Source organism: Micromonospora sp. NPDC049529 (genome assembly GCF_055586685.1).
In genome coordinates this window covers 134,352-159,133 of sequence record NZ_JBVJHT010000004.1, presented here as the reverse complement: position 1 = coordinate 159,133, position 24,782 = coordinate 134,352, and the positions used below count along the sequence as shown (strand labels likewise).

Sequence of the window (24,782 nt, the reverse complement as noted above, 5' to 3'; positions counted from 1 at the left end):
CCTCGTTTTTCTGCTCACCCCCTCCACCCCCCCCCCCCCCCCCCCCACCCCCCCCCCCCCCACCCCCCCCCCCCACCCCCCCCCCCCCCCCCCCCCCCCCCCCGCCGGGCATTGCGCAATGGTCAGTTGAGCCGGAAGACGGTGAGGACGGCGGCGTGGTCGGAGGTCCAGGCGTTGGCGGACGGGTTGGACTGGGAGGGGGTGCCTTCCCACACGGCATCGGAGGACAGGACCGTGAGCGGTCCCCTGTAGTGGATGAAGTCGATGCGGTCCTGGGGCTCGGGCTCGCCGGAGTGGGAGTCGTAGCCGTAGCCGCCGGTGAAGGTCTTGTAGACGGGAGACCAGGTGACGCCCGGATTCGTTGCGGGGTTGGGGTGGGCCTGGCGGTAGGAGTCGGTCAGGCCGGCGTTGGCGGGGACCGTGGAGGTGGGCCACGGGACGGCTCCGTAGCCGCAGCGGGAGTTCGCGGACGTCCAGTCGAGGTGGGACGGGGCGTTGAAGTCGCCGGTCAGCAGCACCGGCGTGGCCGAGGAGCCGCTGAGGTCGGCCGACATGGCGGCGATGATGTTGTTGATCTGGCTGGTCCGGCCCGAGGACGACTCCCGGTTCAGGAGCTGCTGGACGCTCATCCGACCGAAGCAGGCGTCGTACGGGCCGTACGGGGTGTAGCCGAGGTGGGCGCTCCAGAGCCGGAGGGAACGGGAGCCCAGGTCGATCCTGGCGGCGACGGCCGAGCCGGCGACGGTCGGGGTGGTGGCGGTGATCGGGTAGCGGCTGAGGATCGCCGTGTCGGAGTTCTGGAAGTACGACCAGCCGAGGGACGCGGCGAGGGTCTGGGCGGCGCTGCCCTGGTTCTCCTGGATCCCGACGACGTCGATGTCCCGTTCGAGCAGGAACTTCAGCTCCTTCTCCAACCCGCCGGAGACCACGGTGCCGCCGTGCCAGAGGTTCCAGCTCAGCGCGCTGAACTGCGGGACGAGCGGGCCGGACTGGACGCGGATCGTCACGGTAGCGTCAGTGGTGCCCGAGGCGGTGGTGGCGCGGATGCCGAGCGTGGCATTGCCCGCCACGGTCGGGGTGCCGGTGACGGCACCGGTCGAGGAGACCGTGGCCCAGGCGGGCCCGGAGGTCTTGGTGAAGCTCAGCCGGGTGGTGTCGCCCTGCACGAGGCCACCTACCGTCGCCGAGTAGGCGGCGCCGACCTTGGCGTTGCGCAGGGTGAAGACCGGGGTGGGGAAGTGTGGCGCGGTGTTGGAGGTCAGCCGCAGGGTGGCGGGTTGGGCGAGCCAGGTGTACCCGTCGTTGAAGAGGTAGTAGACGATGTAGTCACCGGCCGCGAGACCCGATGTGGGCAGCGAGGCTGATCCGCTGGAGCCGGTGGTGTAGGTCCAGCTCAGCGACGGGCCCACATACGCCTGGTTGACGGGGCCGTTGCCCGGATTGCGGTAGAGCCCGACCCAGTTCCTGGCGTTGGGCTTCGACGTCGTGTAGCTGAGCGGGATCGGCGTACCGGCGGCGACCGTGGCCGAGCCGAGGGAGAGGGTTCCGGGCAGGGCGGCGGTCAGGCGTACGCGGGCCGGCTGCGCCAGCCGGGTGTGCCCGTCGTCGTACCGAAGGTTGGCGCCGACTGCGACGGACGGCGACGTCGCCGTCAACGTCCCGTCGGCGGCCGCCTGGGCGGGCTGGATCGGCGCGGTGACGGCCACCGCGACGGAGAGGACGGTCAGCGCCAGGGGGAGCAGTCTGCGCATCTGGGCTCCTGAGAATCGAAGATCGGCGATTACCGCGATCGTCGGCAGCCGGCATGCATGCGACGTGACATCTCCGCCACAGCGGGCCGAAGCACAACCGAACGCTGCTGGACGCTCCGCTGAAGGTCGCGGTTCGCCACCGCTGCCGCCGGCTCTCCACGAAACCCACCGGGCCGGTTCACCGCCGCCGAACACGATCGCCGTAGGACCGTCCAGAACCGCGCGGGGCCTCACGGCCCGATCGGACGCGCCATTCGGTCGGACACCTCCGGCGTATCTCCCGGATTGACCGCTGTCTTGCCCGGTTCACCTGCGCGTCGAGCGATGCCGGGTCGTCCAAAGGGGCGCTACCTGCGGTTGGCCGTTGGGCGGGAACATGGTGTCCGGGTTGATTGTGGAGAGGTCGGAAACCGCATGGTGGCTACCACGGCACGTCCCGGACGGCAACGCAGGTCAGCATCCTGGCTGGACGTACTGAGCCTTCAACTCGGATTCTCGTGGAAACACACACCGCTTGTCGTCCTGATCGGGTTGCTGTTCGTCGTGGCGACACTGCCGGAGTTCTTCGCCGTCATCGCCCGCGTCGACGTCGGATGGTCGGCCGGCCGGGCCGTGCTCGACTTCATGAACACGCTCGCCAACACCACCCTGAAGCCACCGCTGGAGTCCCCGGCGGTCGGCGAGGTCGAGCGGTACGCGACCATGGCCGCGTTCTGGTCCGTTCCGGCGCTGCTGGTCGCGTCGCTGGTCTGCTCGGCGAAGGTCGGCAGTGGGAAGCCGTTCGGCGTGAGCGCTCTGGCGTTGTCGCTCGGGTTGGTGGCGCTGCCGGTGCTCACCTGGGGTGCCGAGATCGTCGTCGGACTGCTGCGGTTGGGCTTCTGGTTCTATCGGAAGATCGTCTGGTTCATCGACTGGATCAGCACCTTCCTGGCGGTTGTCGGGATCCTCCTGCTGGTCGGATTGGCCATCGCGGCGCTTTACTGGGCTGTTCGACGGATCCACCGGGCGCGACGATGGGTCACGGCGTCCCTGGTGCTGGTGGCGGTCGCGGCGGTGCTGGCATCGGTCGCCTTCGGGATGTTCGACGAGGTGTTCGCCTGGCTTCGCACGGTGGTCGGTGAGCTGGCTGCCGGGATCTCCCGCTATCTGGGGCCGGTCGTCGCCGCGACAGTGCTGGTCCTGCTCGTCGTGATGGCCGGACTGGCTGTCGTGGGCGCGATCGTCGCGCTGTTCGGGCACGTCGGCCGGACCATCGTGCTGCCGTTCAAGGCGGCCGGCGGCGCGGGAAGCGATCAGGGCAGGTGTGCGGATACGGCGGCGGGCATGGGGGTCGCGTTGTCCATGCTGCTGGCCGCCGCGGCGACCGACGACGGGTACCGCCTGGAGTTCGGGTCGATCTGGTCGCAGACGCCGGTGATCGGTTCGTTGCCCGACCCGGTCGGCCTGTACGACCTCCTCCTACGTGACCCCGCGGTGGCGTTTCTCGCGCCCGGGTTCGCGGGTTTCAATCCCACCGTCGATGTCGTTCTGACGGTACTGATCGGGGTGATCGCCGTCGGCGCCCTGCTCTTCAACCGGCGGGTCTGGGCCGTCGGGAACCAGCCGGGCATCGCGAGCCCGGTGATGGTGACGGTCGGACTCGCCATCGCGCTCGCGATTCCTCTGCTCATCCTCACGATCGTCATGAAAAGGCTCGCCGCCGACGATTGACCCTGGTGCCGGCCGGACCCGGTGTACGGGGCCGGCCGGCGTACGCGGAGCTGGTGCGCCGTACCGTCGCGGTTACCGGAGTTCGCCCCGGAGCAGCCCGTAGACGAGGATGTCCTGCCACTGCCCGCGTCGGAACTCGGCCTTGCGCAGGGTGCCCTCGTGGACGAAACCGAGCCGGGTCAGGATCCGTTGCTCGGCGATGTTCTCCGGCTGGGTGGCGGCCTCCAACCGGGGGACCGGGGTGTGCTCGAAGAGGTACGCGCAGAGCAGCCGTTGCGCGAGGAGCCCGATGCCCTTGCCCCGCCACTCGGGTAGCAGGGAGACGCCGATGTTCCAGTAGTTGCCGTTGCCCTGGTGCGTGGCGGACCAGGCGACGAATCCGGCCGCGTCGTCGCCCGTGTAGACCATGAGCCGGCTGTCGTCCGGACCGAGCCAGCCGTCCTCGTGCAGTCGGCGTTCCAGCTCGCCCGAGTCGCGGTGGCCGTACCAGTTGGGTCCGATCAGGCCCGGTTCCAGGCGGAACCGACGGAGGACGTCGAGGTCCCGGGCGAGGATCGGTCGCAGTGATACCTCGTTCGTCTCCACGGTGGTGTCCTCAAGACGGCGACGGGCGGTTGGTCGACGTGGGGCCGTCGGTCGCCAGCGCGGTCTCCGGCGCCGGCTCCGCGGTCTCCGGCGCGGGCTGCGGGCGCCGTCCCCAACGGATCTGGGTCACCACCAGACCGGCGACCACCAGCAGGACGGCGGCCACCTTGACCCCGGTGAGTCGCTCGTCGAGCACCAGGATCGAACTGGCCAGACCGAAGACCGGTACGAGCAGGGTCAAGGGTGCGACGAGCGTGGTCGAGTAGCGACGCAGCAGCCTGTTCCAGATCGCGTAACCGAACAGCGTGGTCGGGTAGACCAGGTAGAGCACCGATCCCACCGAGGTCCAGGACAGTGAGGCGAACGAGTCGGCCACCGAGCTCGGACCGCTGAGCCAGAGCGTCAGCAGGAACAGCGGGATCGGCGGGATCAGGCTCGACCAGAGCATGAAGCCGAGCATGTCGTCGGTCTGCGCCCTCTTGGCGATGATGTTGGCCAGTCCCCAGGCGGCGGCCGCGCCGGTGACCAGCAGTACGCCCAGGACGGTGGCGGATCCGTCGCTGACCCCGGCCGCGATGAGCACCATGCCGGTCACGGCGAGCGCCATCCCGGCCGCCTGGGCCGGCTTGATCTTCTCTTTCAAGGTGAGGGCGGCCAGGCCGATCGTGAAGAACACCTGTAGTTGCAGCACGACCGAGGCGAGGCCGGCGGAGAGGCCGGCGTCGATCCCGGCGAAGAGCAGCCCGAACTGGAGTACGCCGAGCACCAGGCCGTAGGCGGCCAGGTAGCGGAAGGAGACCGCGGGCTTCTTGATGAAGAAGATGGCCGGTATGCAGCAGAAGGTGAACCGCAGCGTGGCGAGCAGGTAGGGGTCGAACGAATCGAGTCCGACGCGGATGACGACGAAGTTGAAGCCCCAGATTATGGTGACCAGTACTCCCAGTGCGAGGTGCCCCGGTGCCAAGGTGAACCGCCTATCGTGGATGGGTTCGGGTGAGGGTCAGGTGTGTGGTTCGGCCGCGGTGGCCGGGACGGGCCTGCGGTGGAGGTGTGTGGCACCGGGCTACTCCCTGCCGGATCTCGACCGTAGGGATCTGCCGTTCGGCGGTGTTGTTGTTCGACGCGATCGTGCGGCCGGGCTGCGACAGAACCGTCGGTCCGGTGGGTGGGCACGGTCGGTTCGACTGGCCCATTCCCCGCTCGGGTCCGGGTTGCCGCGCATGTCCCGGTGCGGGCGGGAAATCAGCCGCCACCGTCGGTTCCGGCTGTCGAATGGCGGCAACCCAATCCGTACGGGCAGCGTCAATTCAACCTGCCGGCTCGCCGGCCGGCCGCTCCTCCTCATCCAGCTTCCTGGTGGCAAGAAGATAGCCCAACTGTAGGCGATTTTGTGCGCCGAGACTGCCCATGATTTCGGCGATGTGCCGCTGGCAGGTACGCAGCGACAGGCCGACCCGTTGGGCGATCTTGTGGTCGGTCTGACCGCTGATCAGCAGCGCGGCGATCGCCTTCCGGACTCCGGTCACGGCCACCAGGGAGTCCCGCCGGTAGTGCCGGGTCGGCAGCGGTGTGGCCTTGTTCCAGCACCGCTGGAAGCTGTCGACCATGAATGCCAGGAAGCTGGGGTCGCGCACGATGCTCGCCCCGTCCGGCGAGCCGGGCAGGCCGATCACGGCGACCCGGCGGTCGAAGAGCAGGCAGCGGGCGAAGCCGTCGGCGGTGGTCCGGACCTCGCCGCCGAGCGCCGTCACATGCTCGACGTAGGCGAGTGTCGGCGGACTGAAACGGGCCGTGTGCTGGTACAACGTGTGCATCCGTACGCCGCGTTTCAGCAGCTGCTCGGTGCGGCCCAGGCTCTCGGCGAGCACCTCCTCGGGGCGGGCGCCGCCCGGCTGCGAGGTGAGCACCTCCTCCTCCGTCTCGGCGGCGAAGCCGCTGATCAGCTCGCGTACCTGGGTGAGGTCGGAGACGGTGTGGGTCGGGTGCCGACTGCGACGTTCGTCGAGGTTCTGCTCGTACGCCTCGGTGAGGGCGTCGAGTTCGCCGCGCAGCTGGCTGACCGCGTCCTGGACGGCGTTGATCTGGCGTTGCAGGGGGCTCAGGACGCGGGCCCGGGCTATATCGGGTGAGATGGGGCTGAAGTGGGTGGGGTCTGTGGCGTGTGGTTGAAGGAGGCCAATTCTTACAAGGCTGTTAATGGCAGTGGACGATTGTTCCGGGTCCATCGACAAACTTGTCGAAGCCGTCATTTCGTCGGTTTCATGTCGACTCAGGGCATCAATGTAGACAAGACGGGCATTCTTATCAAGTCGCGGAACGGCAGGTAGGGATCCGGTCTGGTTTGTCACAATCTGCGCCCCCTCATGTTTCCGCCAGCAAAAACATGTGCCCCTCGCTTGCCTAGCCTGTCCAGTCGCTGTCGGGCGATCATATTGTCGCCTTAGCAATCCGCGACAGTCTATGACTGGGGTAAGTTGATCATGCGACACGTAGCGCGTTTTTCGGTGTTGGTTAACCCGAGCGCGGCGGGTGTTCGTCGCCTCGTCGACCTTGGATGGGGGAGAAATGCCACGTAGTGGGTCCTACAACACGTATTCGTCCCTGCAGCGGCCGGAGTTCCGCAAGCGCGTCGATGATTTGCTGCTCAAATTCGAGCGGGATTTCTACGAGCAGAACAAGGGCGCCGAAGGAATGCTCCAGAAGGACCAGTTCAATCTCGAACTCTACAAGCGACACAACGTGGAGACGATGATTCGAATCGGTCTCAAGCGCGCGGTCGACCCGCTTATCGCCAACTACTGGGCCACCCGTGACCCGCAGTTGTGCAAGGAGTGGGGTCTCTATGGTGCGGAGGAGGGCCGCCACGATCGCATGTTCGCCGGCGACCTGCACAAGGTCGGCATGACCGACGACGAGATCTACGCGATCCGCCCCACCTTCGCGACCGAGATCCTCAACGGCTACTTCTACTACACGCTGGCCACCGAGGGTCCGCTCGCCTCCATGATCAGCGGCTTCTACCTCGAGTACATCGCCGGCAAGACGCAGCCGGACTGGCTCGACGTGATGGAGCAGCACGTCGGCGCGGACAAGACCAAGGGGGCCCGGGCCCACCTCGCGCTCGACGACGAGGACGACCACGTCGACATGGTCTGGAACATGATCATGCGCGTGATCAAGTCCGAGGAGGACGAGGAGCGCTTCGTCGAGCACCTGATCAAAATCAACTCGCTCTTCGTGTCGTACTTCGTCGAGGTCTACGCGACCTCGGTGCTCGGCGCCGGTGCGGACCCCTCCGCCCTCACGCAGGCGGCACCGACCGCCGCGCTCAAGACCAACCTGATGGCCCGCGCCTCGCTGGTCTGACCGACCGCAACCCGTCCGCCGCTGCGGGGCCGCATGTCCGCGTGCCCCGCAGGGCAGCTGCCGTACGCGCTCCTTCGGAGGTTGTCTGTGAAGTACGACTGGCCAACTGAGCTGTCCATAAAGGACATGCGTGAGATCGTCGGCCTGATGAACGCGGTGGCGACGCGGGAGATGACCCTGGGTTTCATCGAGCCGCTCAACGACGAGGACGGACTCGCGCTCATGCGCGCCTTCGAAGCCGAACTGCGCCGAGGTGCCCTCGAACTGCTGGCCGTACGCACCGACGAGGGCGAGATCGTCGGCATGCTCACCCTGGCCCGCGCTCCGCTGCCCGCCCGGCGGCACGTGGTGGATCTGCGCCGGTGCGTGATCAAACCGTCCCACCGGGGGCAGTTCCTGCTGGAGGGGTTCGAGCAGGCGGTTCGTCGGATCGCCGAGATGGGCTGCGACATCATCACCCTGGAGGTCCGCGAGGACGGCCCGAAGCAGCTCTGGCACCGCCTGGGCTTCCAGCAGTACGGCCTCCTGCCCGACTACGCACGCAAGAACGGCGAACCCGTGATCGGGCACTTCATGTACGCCCGCCGGGCCGAACTCGAAGAGCACTTCCGCCGGACCGGTAGCTGGCTGCACGCCGACGAGACCGCGTCCGTGTCCGCCTGACGCGCCTGCCTCGCCCCGTCCCGTTCCCCCTCCCGTCTCCTCTCCCGTTAGGGCCTCGCCATGTCGAAAATCGCCGTGCTCACCAACGACCTCCAGTACGAACTCGTGGAGAAGAACCCCGAGCGGGTCGCCGCGGTCACCGCGGCCACCCCGCACTTCGCCGCCTTCCTCGACGGAATCCGGCGCCGGGGTCACCACGTCTTCCACCTCCAGTTGGTCAACGACCCGGACGACCCGAACGCCGAGCGCTACGACGGGTACCTGCCGGTGCAGCGGGGCACCCGGGGCGCCGAGGTGATCGAGGACTTCCTCGCCCCCGAGGACGTCGTCGTGGAGAAGAACAAGGACAGCGGCTTCTACGAGACCGACCTGCACGAGCAGTTGCAGGCCCTCGGTGTGGACACCGTCCTGGTCACCGGCATGCAGACCCAGATCTGCGTACAGACGACCGCCGCCGACGCCTTCTTCCGGGGCTACAACGTGTGGGTCCCGTCCGACTGCGTGGTCTCCGCCCGGCCCGAGGACCGCGACCGCGCGTTGGAGTGGCTGGCCGGCTACTGCGCGACCGTCGTCCCCGCCGACGAGGTGCTGCGGGTGCTGGACAGCGAGGGCGAGCTTCCCCGCAAGGCGATCAAGACCCCCTGACCCAGCTCTCCCCGGCGGAAAGGAGCCTCCCCATGACCGCGAGCACCGACGTGGGTGACCGGATCGTCCTCGACCACGGCACCGGCGCGCAACTGAGCCACGAACTGCTGGATCTCATCATCGAGACGCTGGGTGACGTCTACGTCGGGGTCATGGAGGACAGCGCCGTCCTCACCGTCGAGGGGACCCGGCTGGCGATGACCACCGACTCGTTCGTCGTCGACCCGCCCTTCTTCGGCAACGGCGACATCGGCAAGATCGCCGTCTGCGGCACCGTCAACGACCTCGCCGTCTCCGGCGCGACCCCGCGCTACCTGACCCTGGGGATGATCCTGGAGACCGGGCTGCCGATCGCCCGGCTGGTCCAGGTCCTCACCTCGATCCGGGAGACCGCCCGCGAGGCCGGGGTGCTGATCGTCGGCGGCGACACCAAGGTGGTCCGCGCCGGCGAGGCCGACCAGATCTACCTCAACACCGCCGGTGTCGGCGTCTTCGCCCGGGAACCGCTGCGGATGTCCGCGGTACGCCCCGGCGACCTGGTCGTGCTCAGCGGACAGCTCGGCAACCACACCATCCACCTGCTCTCCATCCGCGAGGGGCTGGGCTTCGAGAACCGGGTACTCAGCGACTGCGCGCCGCTCAACAACATGCTCGACGGGGTCTTCGCCAAGACCGCGCCGGGCGCCGTCCGCTCCGTCCGGGACGTCACCAGGGGTGGCCTCTCCGCCGTACTGCACGAGTACGCCGAACGCGTCGGCCGGATCATCGCCTTCGACGCACCGGCGCTGCCGATCCAGGCCGAGACGGCGATGGCCGCCGACATGCTCGGCATCAACCCGCTCAACTGTGCCAACGAGGGCTGCGTGGCCCTGATCGTCGACCCGGCCGCCGAGCAGGACGTACTGGCCGCCCTGACCGCCCACCCGTACGGGGCGTACGCGGTCACCGTGGGCGTGGTGACCGACCGGGCCGGCACCGAGGTCGTGATGCGGGACGCGGACGGCCGCGAGACCGTGATCGAGGAACTGCGGGGGGCCGAACTCCCGCGGCTGTGCTGAGGGCGACGTGAGCGTCGAGACCGACGGCGGCGTGAGCGTCGAGGGCCCGGCCGGTGTCGGCCCCGGCCGGGCCGGCCGGGAACGGCACCGGATCCGGGTCACCGGCGTGGTGCAGGGGGTCGGCTACCGGCCCTTCGTCTACCGGCTGGCCCACCAGCACGGGCTCTCCGGCTGGGTCTACAACGACCCGGAGGGCGTGCTGGTCGAGGTGGCCGGCCCGGTCGCCCTGCTGACCCGGTTCGCGGCCGAGCTGAGCAGCGAGGCCCCCGAACTGGCCCGGGTCGACGACGTACGGGTGACCCGGGGGCTGCCGCTCGACCCCGACGCGGACGGGCGGTTCGTCATCGTCACCAGCCGCCAGGCGGGCAGCCGTACGGCGCTGGTGCCGGCCGACACGCACGTCTGCGCCGACTGTGTCGCCGAACTGCGTGACCCGGCCGACCACCGGTACCGCTACGCGTTCATCAACTGCACGAACTGCGGCCCGCGCTACTCCATCGTGCGGGACCTGCCGTACGACCGGGCGCAGACCACGATGGTGACCTTCCGGATGTGCGCCCGGTGCGAGACGGAGTACCGCGACCCGCTCGACCGGCGCTACCACGCCCAGCCGAACGCCTGCCCGGCCTGCGGGCCGAGGCTGCTGTTCGGGACCGCACCGGACTCCCCCGAGGTCGCGGTCGGCGACGACGCGCTCCGGCGCTGCGCCGAGGCGCTGGCCCGGGGGCAGATCGCGGCGATCAAGAGCGTCGGCGGATTCCATCTGGCCGTCGACGCCACCAACGCCGAGGCGGTGGCGAGGCTGCGGCGGCGCAAGCGTCGCGACTCCAAGCCGTTCGCCGTGATGGCGCGGGACCTCGCCACCGCCCACCGGTTGGTCCACCTCGAACCGGCCGAGGTGGAGCTGATCTGCTCGCCGGCCCGCCCGATCCTGCTGGCCCGCAAACGCGACGGTTCGCTGCCGGACAGCGTCGCGCCGCGCAACCCGAACCTCGGCGTGATGCTGCCCTCGGCACCGCACCATCACCTGCTGCTCGACGAGCCGGGGCTCGGCACCCTCGTGATGACCAGCGGCAACATCTCCGGCTACCCGATCGCGTACCGGAACACCGAGGCGCTGGAGCAGCTCTTCGAGATCGCCGACGTCATGCTCTACCACGACCGGGACATCGAGATCCGGGTCGACGACTCGGTGGTCCGGCTCTCCAGCCACCCCGAGCTGGAGCAGCCGCTGCTCACCTTCCTGCGCCGGGCCCGTGGCTACGCGCCGTACCCGGTCGACGTGGGGCGGGAACTGGCCACCGTGGTCGCGTACGGGGCGGAGCTGAAGACGACCGTGGCGTTGAGCAGCGGCAGCCGGGTCTACCTGAGCCAGCACATCGGCGACCTGAAGAACGACGAGACCTTCGCCTCGCACCGCCGGGCCGCCGAACACCTGGCCAACCTCTACGACGTACGGCCCCGGCTGCGCGCGTACGACCTGCACCCGCAGTTCCGCACCACCCGGTCGGCGTCGGCGACCGGCGCCGAGGAGCTGACCACCGAGTTCGTCCAGCACCACCACGCGCACATGGCGTCGTGCATGGCCGAGAACCGGCTCACCGGTCCGACGCTCGGCGTCGTCTTCGACGGTGCCGGCTACGGCGAGGACGAGACGATCTGGGGCGGGGAGTTCCTGCTCGGCGACTACGCGGCCGTACGTCGGGTGGCGCACCTGCGGCCACTCGCGCTGATCGGCGGCGACCAGGCCGTGCGGGAGCCGATCCGGACCGGGCTCGCGCTCGCCCTCGACGCCCTCGACGATCCCGAACGGGTCACGGCGGCGTTCCCGGTGCTCGGCACCCTCTCCGACCAGCACCGGCACGTCTACGCCCGGATGGCGGCCCGGGGCATCAACTCGCCGATGACGTCGAGCATGGGTCGACTCTTCGACGGTGTCGCGGCGCTGCTCGACGTCTGCGTCCGGGCCGAGTACGAGGCCCAGGGGCCGATCGAACTCGAAGGGCTGCTGGAGCGCGACCTGAAGCCGGAGCGCGCCTACGACTTCGACGTCGTGGTCGCCGGCGAGGTCACCCAGCTCGATCCCCGGCCCGTGGTCCGCGCGGTCGCCGCCGACCTGGCCGCCGGGATCGGACTGCCCCGGATCAGCCGCCGGTTCCACACGGCCGTGGTCGACGCCGTGACGCGGCAGTGCCTGGCCGTGCGGGACGTCACCGGGGTCGATCGGGTGGTCCTCTCCGGCGGCGTCTACCTGAACGAGTTTCTGCTGGTCAACTGCATGGTCGAGCTTGCCCGGCAGGGGCTGGACGTGCACTGCCACCGGCAGGTGCCCACCAACGACGGAGGGATCGCCCTCGGCCAGGTCATGGTCGCGGACGCCCGTACATAGATGAGGAATCGGTAGCCGTGAGTGCAGAAGTAGCAGTTCGCAGCGACGGGGTGGCGGCACGTGCCGGCGCGGCGGCACGCGACCAGGTGCTGACAGCTGACAACGCGGTCGCGGTCGACGGGGTGACGATCGGCGACGACGCGTACGCCTTCGTCCGCGCCCGTGAGTCCAACGCCCGGACGTACGCCAACGCCGTCGACCGGGTGCTGCGGTACGGCCGGCTGGCCCGGGTGCACGACACCGACGGTCGGGACTACCTGGACTGCCTCTCGGCGGCCGGCACCCTGGCCCTCGGGCACAACCATCCGGCGGTCGGCACCGCCGTGCGCGAGTATCTCGACTCGGGTGGGATGCAGCAGGCACTGGACCTGACGACGCCGGCCAAGTACCGGTTCCTGCGGACCCTCTACCGGCTGCTGCCGGCGGGTTTCGCCGCCACCGCCAAGGTGCAGTTCTGTGGTCCCGCCGGTGCGGACGCCACCGAGGCGGCGGTCAAGTTGTTCAAGTCGGCCACCGGACGCCGTACCGTGCTCGCGTTCCACGGCGCCTACCACGGCATGACGGCCGGCGCGCTGAGCCTGACCGGCAACCTGGCGGCCAAGGAACGCGTCGCGTCGCTCATGCCGGACGTGCACTTCCTGCCGTACCCGTACGACTACCGCTGCCCCTTCGGCCTCGGCGGCGCCCAGGCGACGCGGGCCGGGCTGCGCTACATCGAGACCGTACTGACCGATCCGGAGAGCGGGATCACCAAGCCGGCGGCGGTCATCGTGGAGGCGGTGCAGGGCGAGGGCGGTGTCATCCCGGCGCCGCCGGAGTGGTTGCGCGGGCTGCGCGAGATCACCACTCGGCTGGACATTCCGCTGGTCGTGGACGAGATCCAGACCGGCTTCGGCCGTACCGGGCGGATGTTCGCCTTCGAACACGCCGGCATCGAACCGGACGCCGTACTGCTCTCCAAGGCGGTCGGCGGCGGGCACCCGCTCGCCCTGGTGGCGTACCACGAGCGGTACGACGGCTGGCGGCCCGGATCGCACGCCGGCACCTTCCGGGGCAACCAACTCGGCATGGTGGCCGGCGCCGCGACGATGGAGTTCATCGAGGCGCACGGTCTGGTCGAGCAGGTGGCGACCAAGGGCGAACTGCTCGGCTCGATGCTGCGCGGCATCGCCGCCCGACGGCCCGAGATCGGCGAGGTACGCGGCCGTGGCCTCATGTGGGGCCTGGAGATCGTCGACCCCGACGGGCCCGCCGACGCGCTCGGCAGCCGGCCGCCGAACGGTGCCCGGACCCGCGAGATCAAGCGCCGCTGCCTCGACAACGGACTGCTGATCGAGAGCGGTGGGCGGCATGGTGCCGTGCTCCGGCTGCTGCCGCCGCTCATCATCACCGAGGAGGAGATCGCGGAACTGGGCGAGAAGCTGGACCGGTCGTTCGACTGACCGGCCCCGAGCCCACGACGACAGGGGTGCAGCATGGTGCAACAGCGAGACAGCGCCGATCAGTGGCGGGTCGAGTTCGACGCCGAGGTCGAGTTCAGCAACGGCGGGGCCCTACAGGTCCAGGGATTCCGGCTGGACATTCCCGGCACCGACATCGACGACGACGAGCTGGGTGAACTGCTCGTCGGCCACCTCGGACTGCTGATGGTCGGCCGGACGGTGATCAAGAACCGGAGCCTGATCCGCGAGCCGCACAAGGGTTCGCGTGGCGTCGCCGTCGCCGCCGGTACGCGTACCGTCGTCGACCTGACCGGTCCCGACACGCTGCTGCACCTGCCCGACGGCGACTCCGGCGAGCGGCTGTCCCCGCTCGCCGGCCTGGTCGACCTGCCGGGCGTGCTGATCCGGCTGACCGGCAGCACCCTCGCCACCGTGGACCGCCCGGCGCTCGCCCCGTACCGGGTCGACGGGCACGCCGTCGTCCTGCACACCGGCGGCGGAGCCCGGCTCACCGCCGGGGCCGCGACCTGGCTCGCCGAGCAGGGCGTCGCGCTCGTCGCCGCCGACGGTACGACGCTGGCCGATGTCACCGGGCTGCTCGCCGAGCGGGGCGTGCCCACGGTCACCGCCGTGGCCGGCCTCGACGACCTTCCGCCGAGCGGCTTCCGGCTGCACGCGGTCCCCACCGGCGACCGGCCGACCGACCGGCCGGTCCGGATCTACGGAGTACGTGATGGCGGGTGACGGTCCGCCGACGCCGAACCGGGTACGCGGCGGCCGCGAGCCGTCGCGGACCGGTTCGTCGCCGGAACCGTCCGTCGCCCGCCTGGTCTGACCCATCCGCCCGCTGCCCCAGGGAAGGACGACATGTCCGCACTCTTCACCCACCTGCCGCCGCTGCTGCCCGAGCTGGAGGAGACCTACCGGACCCTGCACGCCCATCCGGAGCTGGCCTTCCAGGAGAAGCGCACGGCCCTGACGGCCGCCGACCGGCTCACCGCACTGGGCTGGGAGGTGACCACCGGGGTCGGGCAGACCGGGGTGGTCGGCGTGCTCCGCAACGGTGCCGGGCCGGTGGTCATGCTCCGTGCCGACATGGACGCGTTGCCGGTGCGGGAGCAGACCGGGCTGCCGTACGCCAGCACCGTCACGGCCGTCGACGACAGCGGTACGCAGGTGCCGGTGATGCACGCCTGCGGCCACGACCTGCACGTCACCGCCCTGCTCGGTGCCTGTGCGCTGTTCAGCGCCGACCTCGGCGCGTGGAGCGGCACCGTGATCGCCATCTTCCAGCCCGGCGAGGAGAGCGGGTACGGTGCCCGCGCCATGGTCGAGGACGGGCTCTTCGAGCGCTTCACCAAGCCCGACGTGATTCTCGGCCAGCACGTCGGCCCCGGCCCGGCCGGCATCGTCGCCACCTGCTCCGGCACCGTCATGGGCGCCAACGACAGCATCCGCATCCGGCTCTTCGGCCGGGGCGGTCACGGCTCCAAGCCGGAGTCCAGTGTGGATCCGGTGGTGATGGCGGCCTCGCTCGTCCTGCGCCTGCAGACCGTCGTGTCCCGGGCGGTGGCCGCGCAGGAGCCGGTCGTGGTCACCGTCGGTGCCCTGCACGCCGGCACCACCGCCTCCGTCATCCCGGACGAGGCCGAGTTGTCCGTCAACGTACGGACCAACTCGGCGGCGGTACGCGAACGGGTGATCAGCCTGATCGGACGCCTGGCCCGGGCGGAGGCCGACGCGGCGGGCGCCCCCCGCGAGCCCGAGATCACCTCGGTCTACCACCTGCCCGCCACGGTCAACGACGACGCCGGCACCGTCCGGGTGGCCGACGCGCACCGGGCCTTCTTCGGCGCGCAGCGGGTGATGACGATCCCGCCGACCACCGCCAGCGAGGACTTCGGGATCCTCGGCGCGGCGGCCGGGGTGCCCTCGGTCTACTGGTTCTTCGGCGGGATCGAACCGCAGGTGTACCTGGCCGCCGCGCAGGCCGGCCGGCTGGACGAGGACGTGCCGCAGAACCACGCCGCGACCTTCGCGCCGATCGTGCAGCCGACCCTCGCCGTCGGTATCCAGGCACTGGTCATCGCGGCGCTGGCGTGGCTCGTCCCGGCGGACGGGGCGGCGGCGGAGCCGGTGGGCGCCGTCACCGGCAGCCCGGCCGGGCGGTCCGCCGATGCCGTCGGCTGAGCCGACCCGCCGGCGCCGGCACGTCGTCGTGCTGCACCGGTGGCGGGACGGGTACGCCCGCTACGCCGACTACCTCGACCACGAGAGGTTCGCCGTCACCTACATCGGCACCCGGCTCGCGGCCGCCTCGGTTCCGCCCTCGGCGGCGGAGGTCGTCCTGGTCGAGGCGACCGACCGGTATCCGGTGGTGGACGCGGCGCTGACCGGACTCGTCGACCGGTACGGCCGACCGGACCGGCTGGTTGCCCTCAACGAGGGTGACCTGGACACCGCGGCGCTGCTGCGGCGGGCCCACGGTCTGGCCGGGCAGCAGCCCGACGAGTTGGCCCCGTACCGCGACAAGCTGGTGATGGCGGATCTGGTCGCCGCCGCCGGCCTGCCGGTTCCGGCGTTCGCCGACGCGCCGGACGCCGAGGCCGTACGCGCCTTCGGTGAGCGGCACGGCTGGCCGTTGGTGATCAAGCCGCGCCTCGGTACCGCCAGCCGGGGCGTGCTCCGGCTCGACGGCCCCGCCGACCTGGCCGGGCCGACGCCGCTGGGCAGCGAGCCGTATCTCGTCCAGACCTTCGTGGCCGACGAGATCCTGCACGTCGACGGGGTGTGGCACGGCGACCGGCTCGGCAACTGGCGGGCCTACCGGTACCTGAACAGCTGCGTGGGCTTTGCCGGGGGCACGTACCTCGGCTCGGCGGAGGTCGACGACCCCGGCCTGCTCGCCGCCGTCGAGGGGTTCACCGCCGCCGTCGGCGCTGCCTTCTCCGACCGCCCGTGGGTGTTCCACCTCGAACTCTTCGCGGGCGTCGGACCGGACGGGCGGCCGGTGATCTCGTTCCTGGAGGTCGCCGGCCGGGTCGGCGGCGCCGAGATCCCGTTCCTCTGGCGGGAGGTGTACGGCGTGGACCTGATGGCGGCCGCCGTGGACGTCCAACTCGGGCGGGACCCGGTGCTGCCCGAACCGAAACGCGGCACGGTCGGCGGCTACCTGCTCGTGCCCACGCCCGTGGAGACGCCGTGCCGGGTCGTCACCGCCGGTTGGGCGTCACCGCCGAACCCGACCCGCCCGTACGCCGAGATCGTGCCCGCCGCCGGCACCGTCATCCCCCGCGTCGGCGGGTACGAGCACGTCGGCGCCCGGTTCAGGTTCCGTGGCTCGTCCTCCGGCGAGGTCGAGGCCGCGATCCGGGCCTGCGCCGACGACTTCCGCCTCAGCTGTGTCCACGCCCCACGGTGACCCGTGCAACGACGCAACGTCCGCAACGACGCAATGTCCGGAACCACCAGGAGGAACAGATGGCGACAACCGAGCGACCCCGACTGATCCTCGTCGGCAGCCGCCTGGCCGAGTACCGGGAATACGCCCTCGCGGCCCTCGCCGAGGCGTACGAGGTGGTCCTCGTCGCCCCGGAGCCGCCGACCTGGCAGGCCCGGTACGTCGACACCTTCCGCATCGCCGACACCACGAACAAGGGAAAGCTGTTCATCGCCGTCGCCGACCTGCGCGGCGAGGTCGCCGACGCGGCGATCCTCACCTGGGACGAGTTCTCGCTGGTCCCGACCGCCGAGGTGGCCCGCCGCCTGCGTCTGCGTCACCTGTCGGCCGAGGCGGCCAGGATCTGCCGGGACAAGTACCGGGTCCGCGAGGTGACCGGGGCGGCCGGCCTGCCGGCGGTCCGGTACGGGCTGGCCCGGGGCGAGGAGGAGGCGCTGGAGGTGGCCGGTTCGATCGGCTACCCGGTCGTGGTCAAGCCCCGTTCGCTCGGCGGCAGCCTCGGCGTCACCGTCGTACGGGACCCGGCGGGGCTGGCCGACGCGTACCGGCTCGCGGCGACGAGTCGACTGACCGGGGTGCCGGTCAGCGACGGGGTGCTGATCGAGGAGTACCTGGAGGGGCCGGAGATCAGCGTCGAGAGCGTCGTGGTCGACGGCGCCGCCGAACCGGTCTTCGTGGCGCGCAAGCGGCTCGGCCCGCCGCCGTACTTCGAGGAGGTCGGGCACCTCGTCGGACCGTGGCGGCACGAGCCGTGGGCCGCCGACGTCGAGGCGCTGGTTCGCGCCGCGCACGAGGCGATCGGGGTCGACTGGGGGATCACCCACACCGAGGTACGCCTCACCCCGGCCGGGCCTCGGCTGATCGAGCTGAACGGTCGGATCGCCGGCGACCTCATCCCGCACCTCGGCAGGCTCGCCACCGGCGTGGACCTGGCGCTGGCGGCCGGCGAGATTGCCTTCACCCGTACGCCGGTGATCGCCCCGGTCCGGGACCGGCACGCCGAGATCCGGTTCCTCTGCCCCGTGCACGACGGTGTCGTCGAGCGAGTCGAACTGCCCGACCCGGCGCAGGTGCCGGGGCTGGTGGCGGCCGTACCGCTGGCCCGGCCCGGCGACGAACTCCTGCTGCCGCCGCGTGCCCTGACCCCGCGTACGGCGGCGCTGATCGCGGTCGCCGACGACGCCGTCGGCACCCGGACCATCCTGGACGCCGCCGAGGAGGCCTCGACCATCCGGTTGCACGGGCCGGCGGAGGTACGGCTCGGCGTGCTCCAGGAGAACGCGGTGACCCGGCGGTTCCTGGACCACGAGCGGGGCGCCGAACGGGCCACCGTCGCCGGTGTCCGGGGCGTCGAGTGGTTCCGGTACGGCGCCGGGGGCGGTGAGGGGCTCAACCGCCCGGTCTTCCTCACCGCGACCGACGTGGCCACCCTGGAACGTGACCTGGCCGGCTTCTTTGACCTGGTCGCCGACCTGCCCGCGCGGCTGTTCGACGGGGACCCGCGCCGGTTCGCCGCCGCCGTCGGCATGTCACCGGTCCAGACCGACCTGGTGCTGCGCGGCGCCGGGCCCCGGCTCGCACCGCTTGCCCGGGCGGACCTGTACCGGCAGACCGACGGCTTCCGCCTGATGGAGCTGAACACCGGCAGCTCGCTCGGGGGTTGGCAGATGGGCATCTTCGGCCGCGCGCTGGCCGGGGACGCCGAGTTCGCACGGTTCGCCGCCGAGGAGGGGCTGACCTTCCCGGACCCGCTCGCCGAGATCGTGTCGGTGCTCCGCGCCCACGCGCCCGACCTCGGCACCGTCGCCCGGCCGCTGCTGGCGATCACCGACTGGCCGGAGGGCTTCGAGCGGACCCGGTGCTGGATGGAGTTCGTCGTGCCGGGCTTCGAGGAACTCGGCTTCGAGACCGTGGTCTGTCACCTGGACCAGTTCCGGTACGCCGACGGCGAGGTGCTGCTCGACGGACGGAAGGTGGACGTGGTCTACCGGATGTTCCTGCCGGGCGAGATGCCCGACGAGCCGCGTAGCCGCGAGCGGGTCGAGCCGCTTCTCGACGCGGTCGAGCGCGGCACGGTCGTGTTGTTCGCGCCCCTGGACAGCGAGCTGTACGGGAACAAGGGCAGCCTCGCCATGCTCAGCGACGAACGTAACCGGCACCACTTCACCGAGGCGGAGCTCGACCTGGTCGACCGGATCCTGCCCTGGACCCGGTTCCTGCGCGAGGAGGAGGTGACGGTCGACGGCAAGGCGGTGGACCTGCTGCCGCACGTGCTCGCCAACAAGGACCGGCTGGTGCTCAAGCCGACGCTGCTCTACGGCGGTGTCGGGGTCACCCCCGGCTGGACGGTGGACGAGGACGAGTGGGCCCGACGGGTCCGGGAGGCGCTCGACGGGCCGTACGTGGTCCAGGAGCGGCTGCTGCCGGTCACCGAGCGCTTCCTCGCCGACGACGGTACGGGCTTCCAGCAGATGGCGGTGGCGTACGGGGTGATGCTGGTCAACGGCCGGTACGCCGGCACCCTGGCTCGGGGGGTTCCCGATCCCGCGGTCGGCATCGTGAGCATGCTCAACGGTGCCCAGATCGGCTGCGCGTTCCACGTCGCCGAGGGGTCGGGCGCACCGGGAACCGGGTCGGGGCAGGACGTCGACGGCGACCCGTTCCCGGCCGGCGCGCGGCTGTGAGCGCCGGTTCCGGCGCCGTGCTGTGGCGCCACGGCGACTTCATGAGGTTCTGGGCGGGCGAGACGGTGTCGCAGATCGGCGCCCAGGTCACCACGCTCGCCCTGCCGCTGACCGCGATCCTGGTGATGCAGGCCAGCCCGACCGAGGTGGGTCTGCTCAACGCGGCGTCGTACGCCCCGTTCCTCGCCGTCACGCTGCTGGTCGGCGTCTGGGTGGACCGGGTGCGGCGCCGGCCGTTGATGATCGCGGCGAATGTCGGGCGGGCGGTGTTGGTGGCGCTGGTGCCGCTGCTGTCGATGGCGGGGCTGCTGCGGATGGAGTTCCTCTACGTGGCGGCCCTGCTCGTCGGGGTCCTGACGGTGGTCTTCGACGTCGCCTACCAGTCCTATCTGCCGACCCTGGTGGGGCGGGAGCAGCTCGTCGAGGGCAACAGCAAGCTTCAGGGGACCAGTTCACTGGCGCAGATCGGCGGGCCGGGGCTGGCCGGGCTGCTGGTGCAGGTGGCCACGGCGCCGATCGCGCTGCTGGTCAACGCCGTGTCGTACCTGGTCTCGGTCGGCAGCCTGCTCGCGATCAGGCAGCCCGAGCCCAGGCCGGCCCGGCCGGAACGCAGCCTTCCGCTGCACCGCGCGATCGCCGAGGGGCTGTCGGTGATCTTCGTGAATCCGATCCTGCGGGCCTGCGCACTCCAGTCGGGGGTCTACAACCTCTGTTTCATGTCGTTGCAGACCCTCTTCGTGATCTGGGCGGCCCGGAGTCTGGGTTTCGGTCCGGGGACCATCGGCCTCCTGCTCAGCGGGGGAGCGGTGGGTTCGCTGCTCGGCTCGCTCGTCGCGCGGCGGCTGAAGAACCGGCTCGGGCTGGGGCCGGCGATCATGTTGGCGCTGGTGGCGTGCTGCACCGCACCGGTTCTGGTCCCGCTGGCGGCCGGGCCCGGGGCGGTGCGGGTCATCATGATCATCTTGTCGTTCGCCCTCGGTGGGGCCGGCGCCACCATCGCCAACATCCACATCATCAGCCTGCGTCAGGCGATCACCCCGGAGGCGCTGCTGGGACGGATGAACGCCGGCTACCGGTTGGTCTCGTGGGGGACGTTGCCCATCGGCGGCCTCGTCGGCGGCTGGCTCGGCGACACCATCGGCCTCCGGCCCGCGCTCTTCGTCACGGCGGCCGGGTTCCTCGCCGTACTCGTGATCATCGCCAGCTCACCGGTCAGGACCCTGACCGACATCCCGCAACCGACCGCGTCCACGGAGGATCGCGATGGCGTCCAGCAGGTCATCGCTTCCCACTGACGACCGGGTCACCGGCGCGTCGGCGCAGCTTGCCGCGCGTACCGAGGCGGTCCTGCGGACCGAGGCGGTGCGGGTCCGTACGCGCCTGCTCGACCGCCTGCTGCTCGACCGGGACCGGGGTCTGCGCCGGGCGCGGCGCCGGCTGACCGACACCCTCGGGCTGCGTGGCACCACGGCCTTCGACCGGGCGTTGCTGCGCGAACTCGGCGCGGCCAACAGCCCGGGTACGCACCACGGCTGGTGCGCGGCCCGGATCTGCCCGTCGGACGGCCGGCTACTGCTGGAGTACGAGTATCCGCAGCCGGACGTGATCCCGGCGGTGACCGGCTACCACGGCGACCCGCCGCGCCCCGACCCACGTCCCGTCACCGAGATCCGCACCCGGTACGCACACCTCCTGGCCCGGATCACGCTGCGGACCCTGGCCGGGGCGTTCGACCTCACCTCCGCCCCGCTGGTGGACCGGATCGTCCTGCACGGGTACCGCACCACCGGCCGAACCAGGAGACTGCTGGTCAGTACGGAGGTCACCCGGGGCGGTTTCGGGCGGCTCGACCTGGACGACCCGACCCTCGACCCGGTGACCTGCCTGCGGCTCGGGTTGGCGGCGAACGTGTCGCCGCACCCGTACGCGCAGGTGCCCGTCGAGCCCTTGTTCGACGCCGACCTGTCGGACTGCCGGTTCGTCGAGCAGTCGGGGCCGGTGGTCGACCTGTCCGGGCTGGGCGACCTGCGTACCCTGCCACCGGTCGAGTTCGCGCAGGTGGTCCGTTGCCTCTTCGAGGCGGTCGGCTGGTCGGACTGGACCGTACGGGAGTCGTCGGGTGCGGACGTCGACGCGCTCGCCGTCGACCCGATCCGGGGCGGTGTGCGGGTGGCCCAGGCCTGGCGGCTCGGGGTGGGCCCGGCCGGGGTCGAGGAACTGGTCGACACCATGGACAGTTGGTCCGCCGGTGCCGGGGTGCTGGTCAGCGCGGGGCAGATCGGTGCGGCCGACCGGGCCCGCGCACTGCGGGACGGTCGGATCGAGGTGGTCGACGGCCGTCGACTCCGCGCCATGCTGCGCGAACACCTCGTACCGGACCTGATGGTCGAGCCCGATCCGGACACCGCCCGCTGAGCGCGGCCCGATCACCGTCCTCGCCGGCCGATTTATTGATGTATATGATTTCCTGAATGCCTTGTGGCACACGGCTGGGGGCGGCGGGTGACGGTCGGGTCGGATATCGGGGCGGATGGGGACACAGCCGGCGACGGTCCGTCGCCGGCCGCCGCCACCGGTGCGGGACGGACGAGTCCGGTCAGGATGAACCGGGACTTCGGACTGTTCTGGGCGTCCCAGACGGCCAGCGCCGTCGGTGACCGGATCACCGGCTTCACCGTGCCGACCATGGCGATCCTGCTGCTCGACGCCTCCAGCGCCGAGGTGGGGCTCGTCGCGGCAGCCGGCTGGCTGGCCTACCCGATCGTCGGCCTGTTCGCCGGTGCCCTGCTCGTCCGGGCCGACGTGCTGCGGGTGTCGGTCTGCGCCGAACTCGTCCGGTGCGGCGTGTTCGCGCTGCTGGCGACGGCTGTGCTCGCCGGCTGGATCACCTCCGTCGGGCCCGTTGTCGCCATGGTCGCCGTCGCCGGTGTCGCCACGGTGTTCAGCGACCTGTCCGGCCAGATCATGGTGCCCGCGCTCGTACCGCCGACCGGTCTGGTCGGCGCGAACTCCCGCCAGCAGGGCTCGGACAGCGCGTCGAAGCTGATCGGTCCCGCCACCGGCGGGTTGGTCATCGGGGCACTCGGCTCGGCCGCCGCGCTGGCAGTCGGGGCCGTCCCGTTCCTGCTCTCCGCCTGGTGGCGGGCGCGGATCCGGCTCGCCCGGCCCCCTCGGCCGGACCGGACGTCGGTGCTGGCGAGGGTACGCGACGGGCTCCGCTTCACCCGCCACCATCCGGTGCTCCGGCCGCTGGTCGCGAGTGCCGCGTTCCGGGCGTTCGGCATCGGTGCCGTCGACGCCGTCCTGCTGTTGTTCGCCTACCGCACGCTCGGCATGTCCAGTACGACAACCGGTCTGCTGCTTGGCGTCGGCGCCGCGAGCGCGCTGGTCGGGGTCTTCTGCGCCGAACCGTTGACCCGGCTCCTCGGTGCCCGGGGCGCGATGGTCGCGACCTGCGCCGAGGGGTTGGCGTGGTGCGCGCTCCCGCTCTGTCTGCTGGTGTCGGCGCCGACCGCCCTGCTCTTCGCGCTCCGGGCGTTCTCCGCGCTCTGGATGCCGACCTGGGGAGTCGTCGTCACCAGTGTCCGGCAGCGGGTGACCCCGGCCGACCGGCAGGCGACCGTACACGCGACCGCCCGGGTGCTGACCTCGTCGGCGATTCCGCTCGGCGCGCTCACCGGCGGGACGACCGCGAGCCTCGTCGGGGGCGTACTCGGCCCGTCCGCCGGGCTCGCCGTGGTGATCGCCGCCGCGGGGTTGTGCATCGCCGGCTCCGTGCTGCTGCTCCCGGCGCGGCTGCCGGACCACCTCGGTCGTCGCCGCTCATACAGCTTCTAGGAAGGGACGGGTCATGTATCCCGCTACCACCAGGACCTTGAACACCAAGGAGTTCGCCGACATCCTGCACACGGTGTCCATCCGGTCGGCGGCCCGCAAGCACCTGCGGGAGGACCCCGGCTACGCCGCGACGCTGCCGCAGGAGGTCAGCCTCCAGCTCACCTACCGGTGCAACCTGCGCTGCGTGCACTGTTACCAGTGGAACGAGCAGGGCTTCTTCCGCGACTTCAGCTCCGTCAAACAACGTACGGAGCTGGAGATCGGGGTGGTGGAGGAGGTGCTGCGGGTCACCGCGCCCGCCCGGTCCAAGCTGTTCCTGTGGGGCGGCGAGCCGCTGATGTACAGCAGGTTCGCCGAGGTGGCCGAGCTGTTGACGCGCTACCCGCGCACGGTGAACATGTGCACCAACGGGCTGTTGTTCTCCCGCCGAATCGACGACCTGCTCCGCATCGGCGAGAACCTGAACCTGCTGGTGAGCCTCGACGGGCTGGGCGAGGAGCACGACGCGATACGCGGCCGGGGCACCTTCGCGCGGACCACGAAGAACATCCGGCGCATGCTCGACCTCAAGCGCACCGGGGAGTTCGGCGGCGAGGTCTCGCTGTCGTGCATGGTCTCGCACGTCACCGTGGAGACGATGTACGAGTTCATGGAGTGGGCCGAGGACTTGGGCGTCAACACCGTCTACTTCCAGTTCCCCTGGTACATCAGCCCCGAGGTCGCCCGCGCCATGGACGAGCTGTACGAGAAGTCCTTCGCCTGGCTGGCCAACGACACCGGCACCAGCAAGCCGACCTGGCACTCCTACACCTACCGGCTGCCACCCGAGCTGCTGCCGGTGCTGCGCGAGTCGATGGCACGGCTCGCCAGCCGACGGTGGGGGGTACGGGTGCGCTACCAGCCACAGCTGGAGCCCGACGAGTTGGAGGACTTCATCCTCGGCACCTCGCGCCCGGCGCAGGGCCGCAGCAAGTGCCTCGCCGTCTCCAACCGGATGGAGGTGCACGCCGACGGCAACGTCAGCTCGTGCAAGTTCTTCCCCGAGTTCGTGGTCGGCAACCTGCACGACACCGGTGTGCTCGACCTGTGGGACGGGGAGCCCTTCCGCGAGGTCCGCAAGATCCTTTCGGCCGGCGGCATGATGCCGGTCTGCTCGAAGTGCATCCTGCTGTACCTGAACGGAGTGTGAGTC

20 protein-coding genes are annotated in these 24,782 nt (G+C 70.7%); 15 read left to right on the top strand and 5 right to left on the bottom strand.

From position 1 onward, the window contains the following. Positions 1-122 precede the first annotated feature (122 nt). Together ACZ6QQ_RS08275 and ACZ6QQ_RS08270 are read right to left on the bottom strand one after the other, a co-directional pair. Positions 123-1,751 (bottom strand): endonuclease/exonuclease/phosphatase family protein, encoded by a 1,629-nt coding sequence (locus ACZ6QQ_RS08275; protein ID WP_465875188.1) that lies wholly within the window; start codon positions 1,749-1,751, stop codon positions 123-125. Between the two features lie 482 nt (positions 1,752-2,233). Then, positions 2,234-2,587 carry a hypothetical protein gene (locus tag ACZ6QQ_RS08270; protein ID WP_465875187.1) on the bottom strand — a complete coding sequence of 118 codons (354 nt, stop codon included), beginning with the start codon at positions 2,585-2,587 and terminating at the stop codon, positions 2,234-2,236. Here ACZ6QQ_RS08270 and ACZ6QQ_RS08265 point away from each other — a divergent pair. Continuing rightward, positions 2,568-3,461 (top strand): hypothetical protein, encoded by an 894-nt coding sequence (locus tag ACZ6QQ_RS08265; protein ID WP_465875186.1) that lies wholly within the window; start codon positions 2,568-2,570, stop codon positions 3,459-3,461. The genes ACZ6QQ_RS08270 and ACZ6QQ_RS08265 overlap by 20 nt on opposite strands. Positions 3,462-3,533: 72 nt before the next feature. On the opposite strand, the gene ACZ6QQ_RS08260 is transcribed toward ACZ6QQ_RS08265, so the two are convergent. The 3 genes from ACZ6QQ_RS08260 to ACZ6QQ_RS08250 all read right to left on the bottom strand — a co-directional run bounded on the left by ACZ6QQ_RS08260 (position 3,534) and on the right by ACZ6QQ_RS08250 (position 6,271). Then, positions 3,534-4,046, bottom strand: a complete 513-nt coding sequence (locus tag ACZ6QQ_RS08260; RefSeq protein ID WP_465875185.1) for a GNAT family N-acetyltransferase — start codon at positions 4,044-4,046, stop codon at positions 3,534-3,536. Between the two features lie 10 nt (positions 4,047-4,056). Continuing rightward, positions 4,057-5,010, bottom strand: a complete 954-nt coding sequence (locus tag ACZ6QQ_RS08255) for an EamA family transporter (protein ID WP_465875184.1) — start codon at positions 5,008-5,010, stop codon at positions 4,057-4,059. Positions 5,011-5,353: 343 nt separating this feature from the next. Continuing rightward, entirely contained in the window at positions 5,354-6,271 is a 918-nt protein-coding gene (locus ACZ6QQ_RS08250) for a hypothetical protein (protein ID WP_465875183.1), read from the bottom strand. A gap of 340 nt (positions 6,272-6,611) precedes the next feature. On the opposite strand from ACZ6QQ_RS08250, the gene ACZ6QQ_RS08245 reads away from it, so the two are divergent. The 14 genes from ACZ6QQ_RS08245 (at position 6,612) to ACZ6QQ_RS08180 (ending at position 24,779) form a co-directional block, all read left to right on the top strand. Further along, complete coding sequence (locus tag ACZ6QQ_RS08245) at positions 6,612-7,412, top strand: hypothetical protein (protein ID WP_465875182.1); 801 nt, start codon at positions 6,612-6,614, stop codon at positions 7,410-7,412. Positions 7,413-7,538: 126 nt separating this feature from the next. Further along, complete coding sequence (locus ACZ6QQ_RS08240) at positions 7,539-8,075, top strand: GNAT family N-acetyltransferase (protein WP_465875181.1); 537 nt, start codon at positions 7,539-7,541, stop codon at positions 8,073-8,075. Between the two features lie 60 nt (positions 8,076-8,135). Next, positions 8,136-8,720 carry a cysteine hydrolase family protein gene (locus tag ACZ6QQ_RS08235; protein WP_465875180.1) on the top strand — a complete coding sequence of 195 codons (585 nt, stop codon included), beginning with the start codon at positions 8,136-8,138 and terminating at the stop codon, positions 8,718-8,720. 32 nt (positions 8,721-8,752) lie between these two features. Continuing rightward, complete coding sequence (hypE, locus tag ACZ6QQ_RS08230) at positions 8,753-9,778, top strand: hydrogenase expression/formation protein HypE (protein ID WP_465875179.1); 1,026 nt, start codon at positions 8,753-8,755, stop codon at positions 9,776-9,778. A gap of 7 nt (positions 9,779-9,785) precedes the next feature. After that, complete coding sequence (hypF, locus tag ACZ6QQ_RS08225; RefSeq protein WP_465875178.1) at positions 9,786-12,167, top strand: carbamoyltransferase HypF; 2,382 nt, start codon at positions 9,786-9,788, stop codon at positions 12,165-12,167. A 17-nt stretch (positions 12,168-12,184) separates the two neighbouring features. Then, positions 12,185-13,609 carry a diaminobutyrate--2-oxoglutarate transaminase family protein gene (locus tag ACZ6QQ_RS08220; RefSeq protein WP_465875177.1) on the top strand — a complete coding sequence of 475 codons (1,425 nt, stop codon included), beginning with the start codon at positions 12,185-12,187 and terminating at the stop codon, positions 13,607-13,609. 33 nt (positions 13,610-13,642) lie between these two features. After that, the gene (locus ACZ6QQ_RS08215) at positions 13,643-14,353 is read left to right on the top strand and encodes a cyclase family protein (RefSeq protein ID WP_465875176.1); all 711 of its coding nucleotides are present in this window, start codon (positions 13,643-13,645) and stop codon (positions 14,351-14,353) included. A gap of 123 nt (positions 14,354-14,476) precedes the next feature. Continuing rightward, positions 14,477-15,799, top strand: coding sequence for an amidohydrolase (locus tag ACZ6QQ_RS08210; protein WP_465875175.1), 1,323 nt, complete (start codon positions 14,477-14,479; stop codon positions 15,797-15,799). Continuing rightward, entirely contained in the window at positions 15,786-17,030 is a 1,245-nt protein-coding gene (locus ACZ6QQ_RS08205; RefSeq protein WP_465875174.1) for an ATP-grasp domain-containing protein, read from the top strand. The genes ACZ6QQ_RS08210 and ACZ6QQ_RS08205 overlap by 14 nt, the downstream gene beginning before the upstream one ends. Positions 17,031-17,089: 59 nt before the next feature. Continuing rightward, a complete protein-coding gene (locus ACZ6QQ_RS08200; protein WP_465875173.1) occupies positions 17,090-19,753 on the top strand; it encodes an ATP-grasp domain-containing protein in 2,664 nt (887 codons plus the stop codon). After that, entirely contained in the window at positions 19,750-21,048 is a 1,299-nt protein-coding gene (locus tag ACZ6QQ_RS08195; RefSeq protein WP_465875172.1) for an MFS transporter, read from the top strand. Before ACZ6QQ_RS08200 ends, ACZ6QQ_RS08195 begins: the two co-directional genes overlap by 4 nt. Further along, positions 21,017-22,168, top strand: coding sequence for a restriction endonuclease (locus tag ACZ6QQ_RS08190; protein WP_465875171.1), 1,152 nt, complete (start codon positions 21,017-21,019; stop codon positions 22,166-22,168). Before ACZ6QQ_RS08195 ends, ACZ6QQ_RS08190 begins: the two co-directional genes overlap by 32 nt. A gap of 186 nt (positions 22,169-22,354) precedes the next feature. Beyond that, the gene (locus ACZ6QQ_RS08185) at positions 22,355-23,590 is read left to right on the top strand and encodes an MFS transporter (RefSeq protein WP_465875170.1); all 1,236 of its coding nucleotides are present in this window, start codon (positions 22,355-22,357) and stop codon (positions 23,588-23,590) included. A 37-nt stretch (positions 23,591-23,627) separates the two neighbouring features. Continuing rightward, positions 23,628-24,779 (top strand): radical SAM protein, encoded by a 1,152-nt coding sequence (locus ACZ6QQ_RS08180; RefSeq protein WP_465875169.1) that lies wholly within the window; start codon positions 23,628-23,630, stop codon positions 24,777-24,779. The last annotated feature ends 3 nt before the right edge of the window (positions 24,780-24,782 follow it).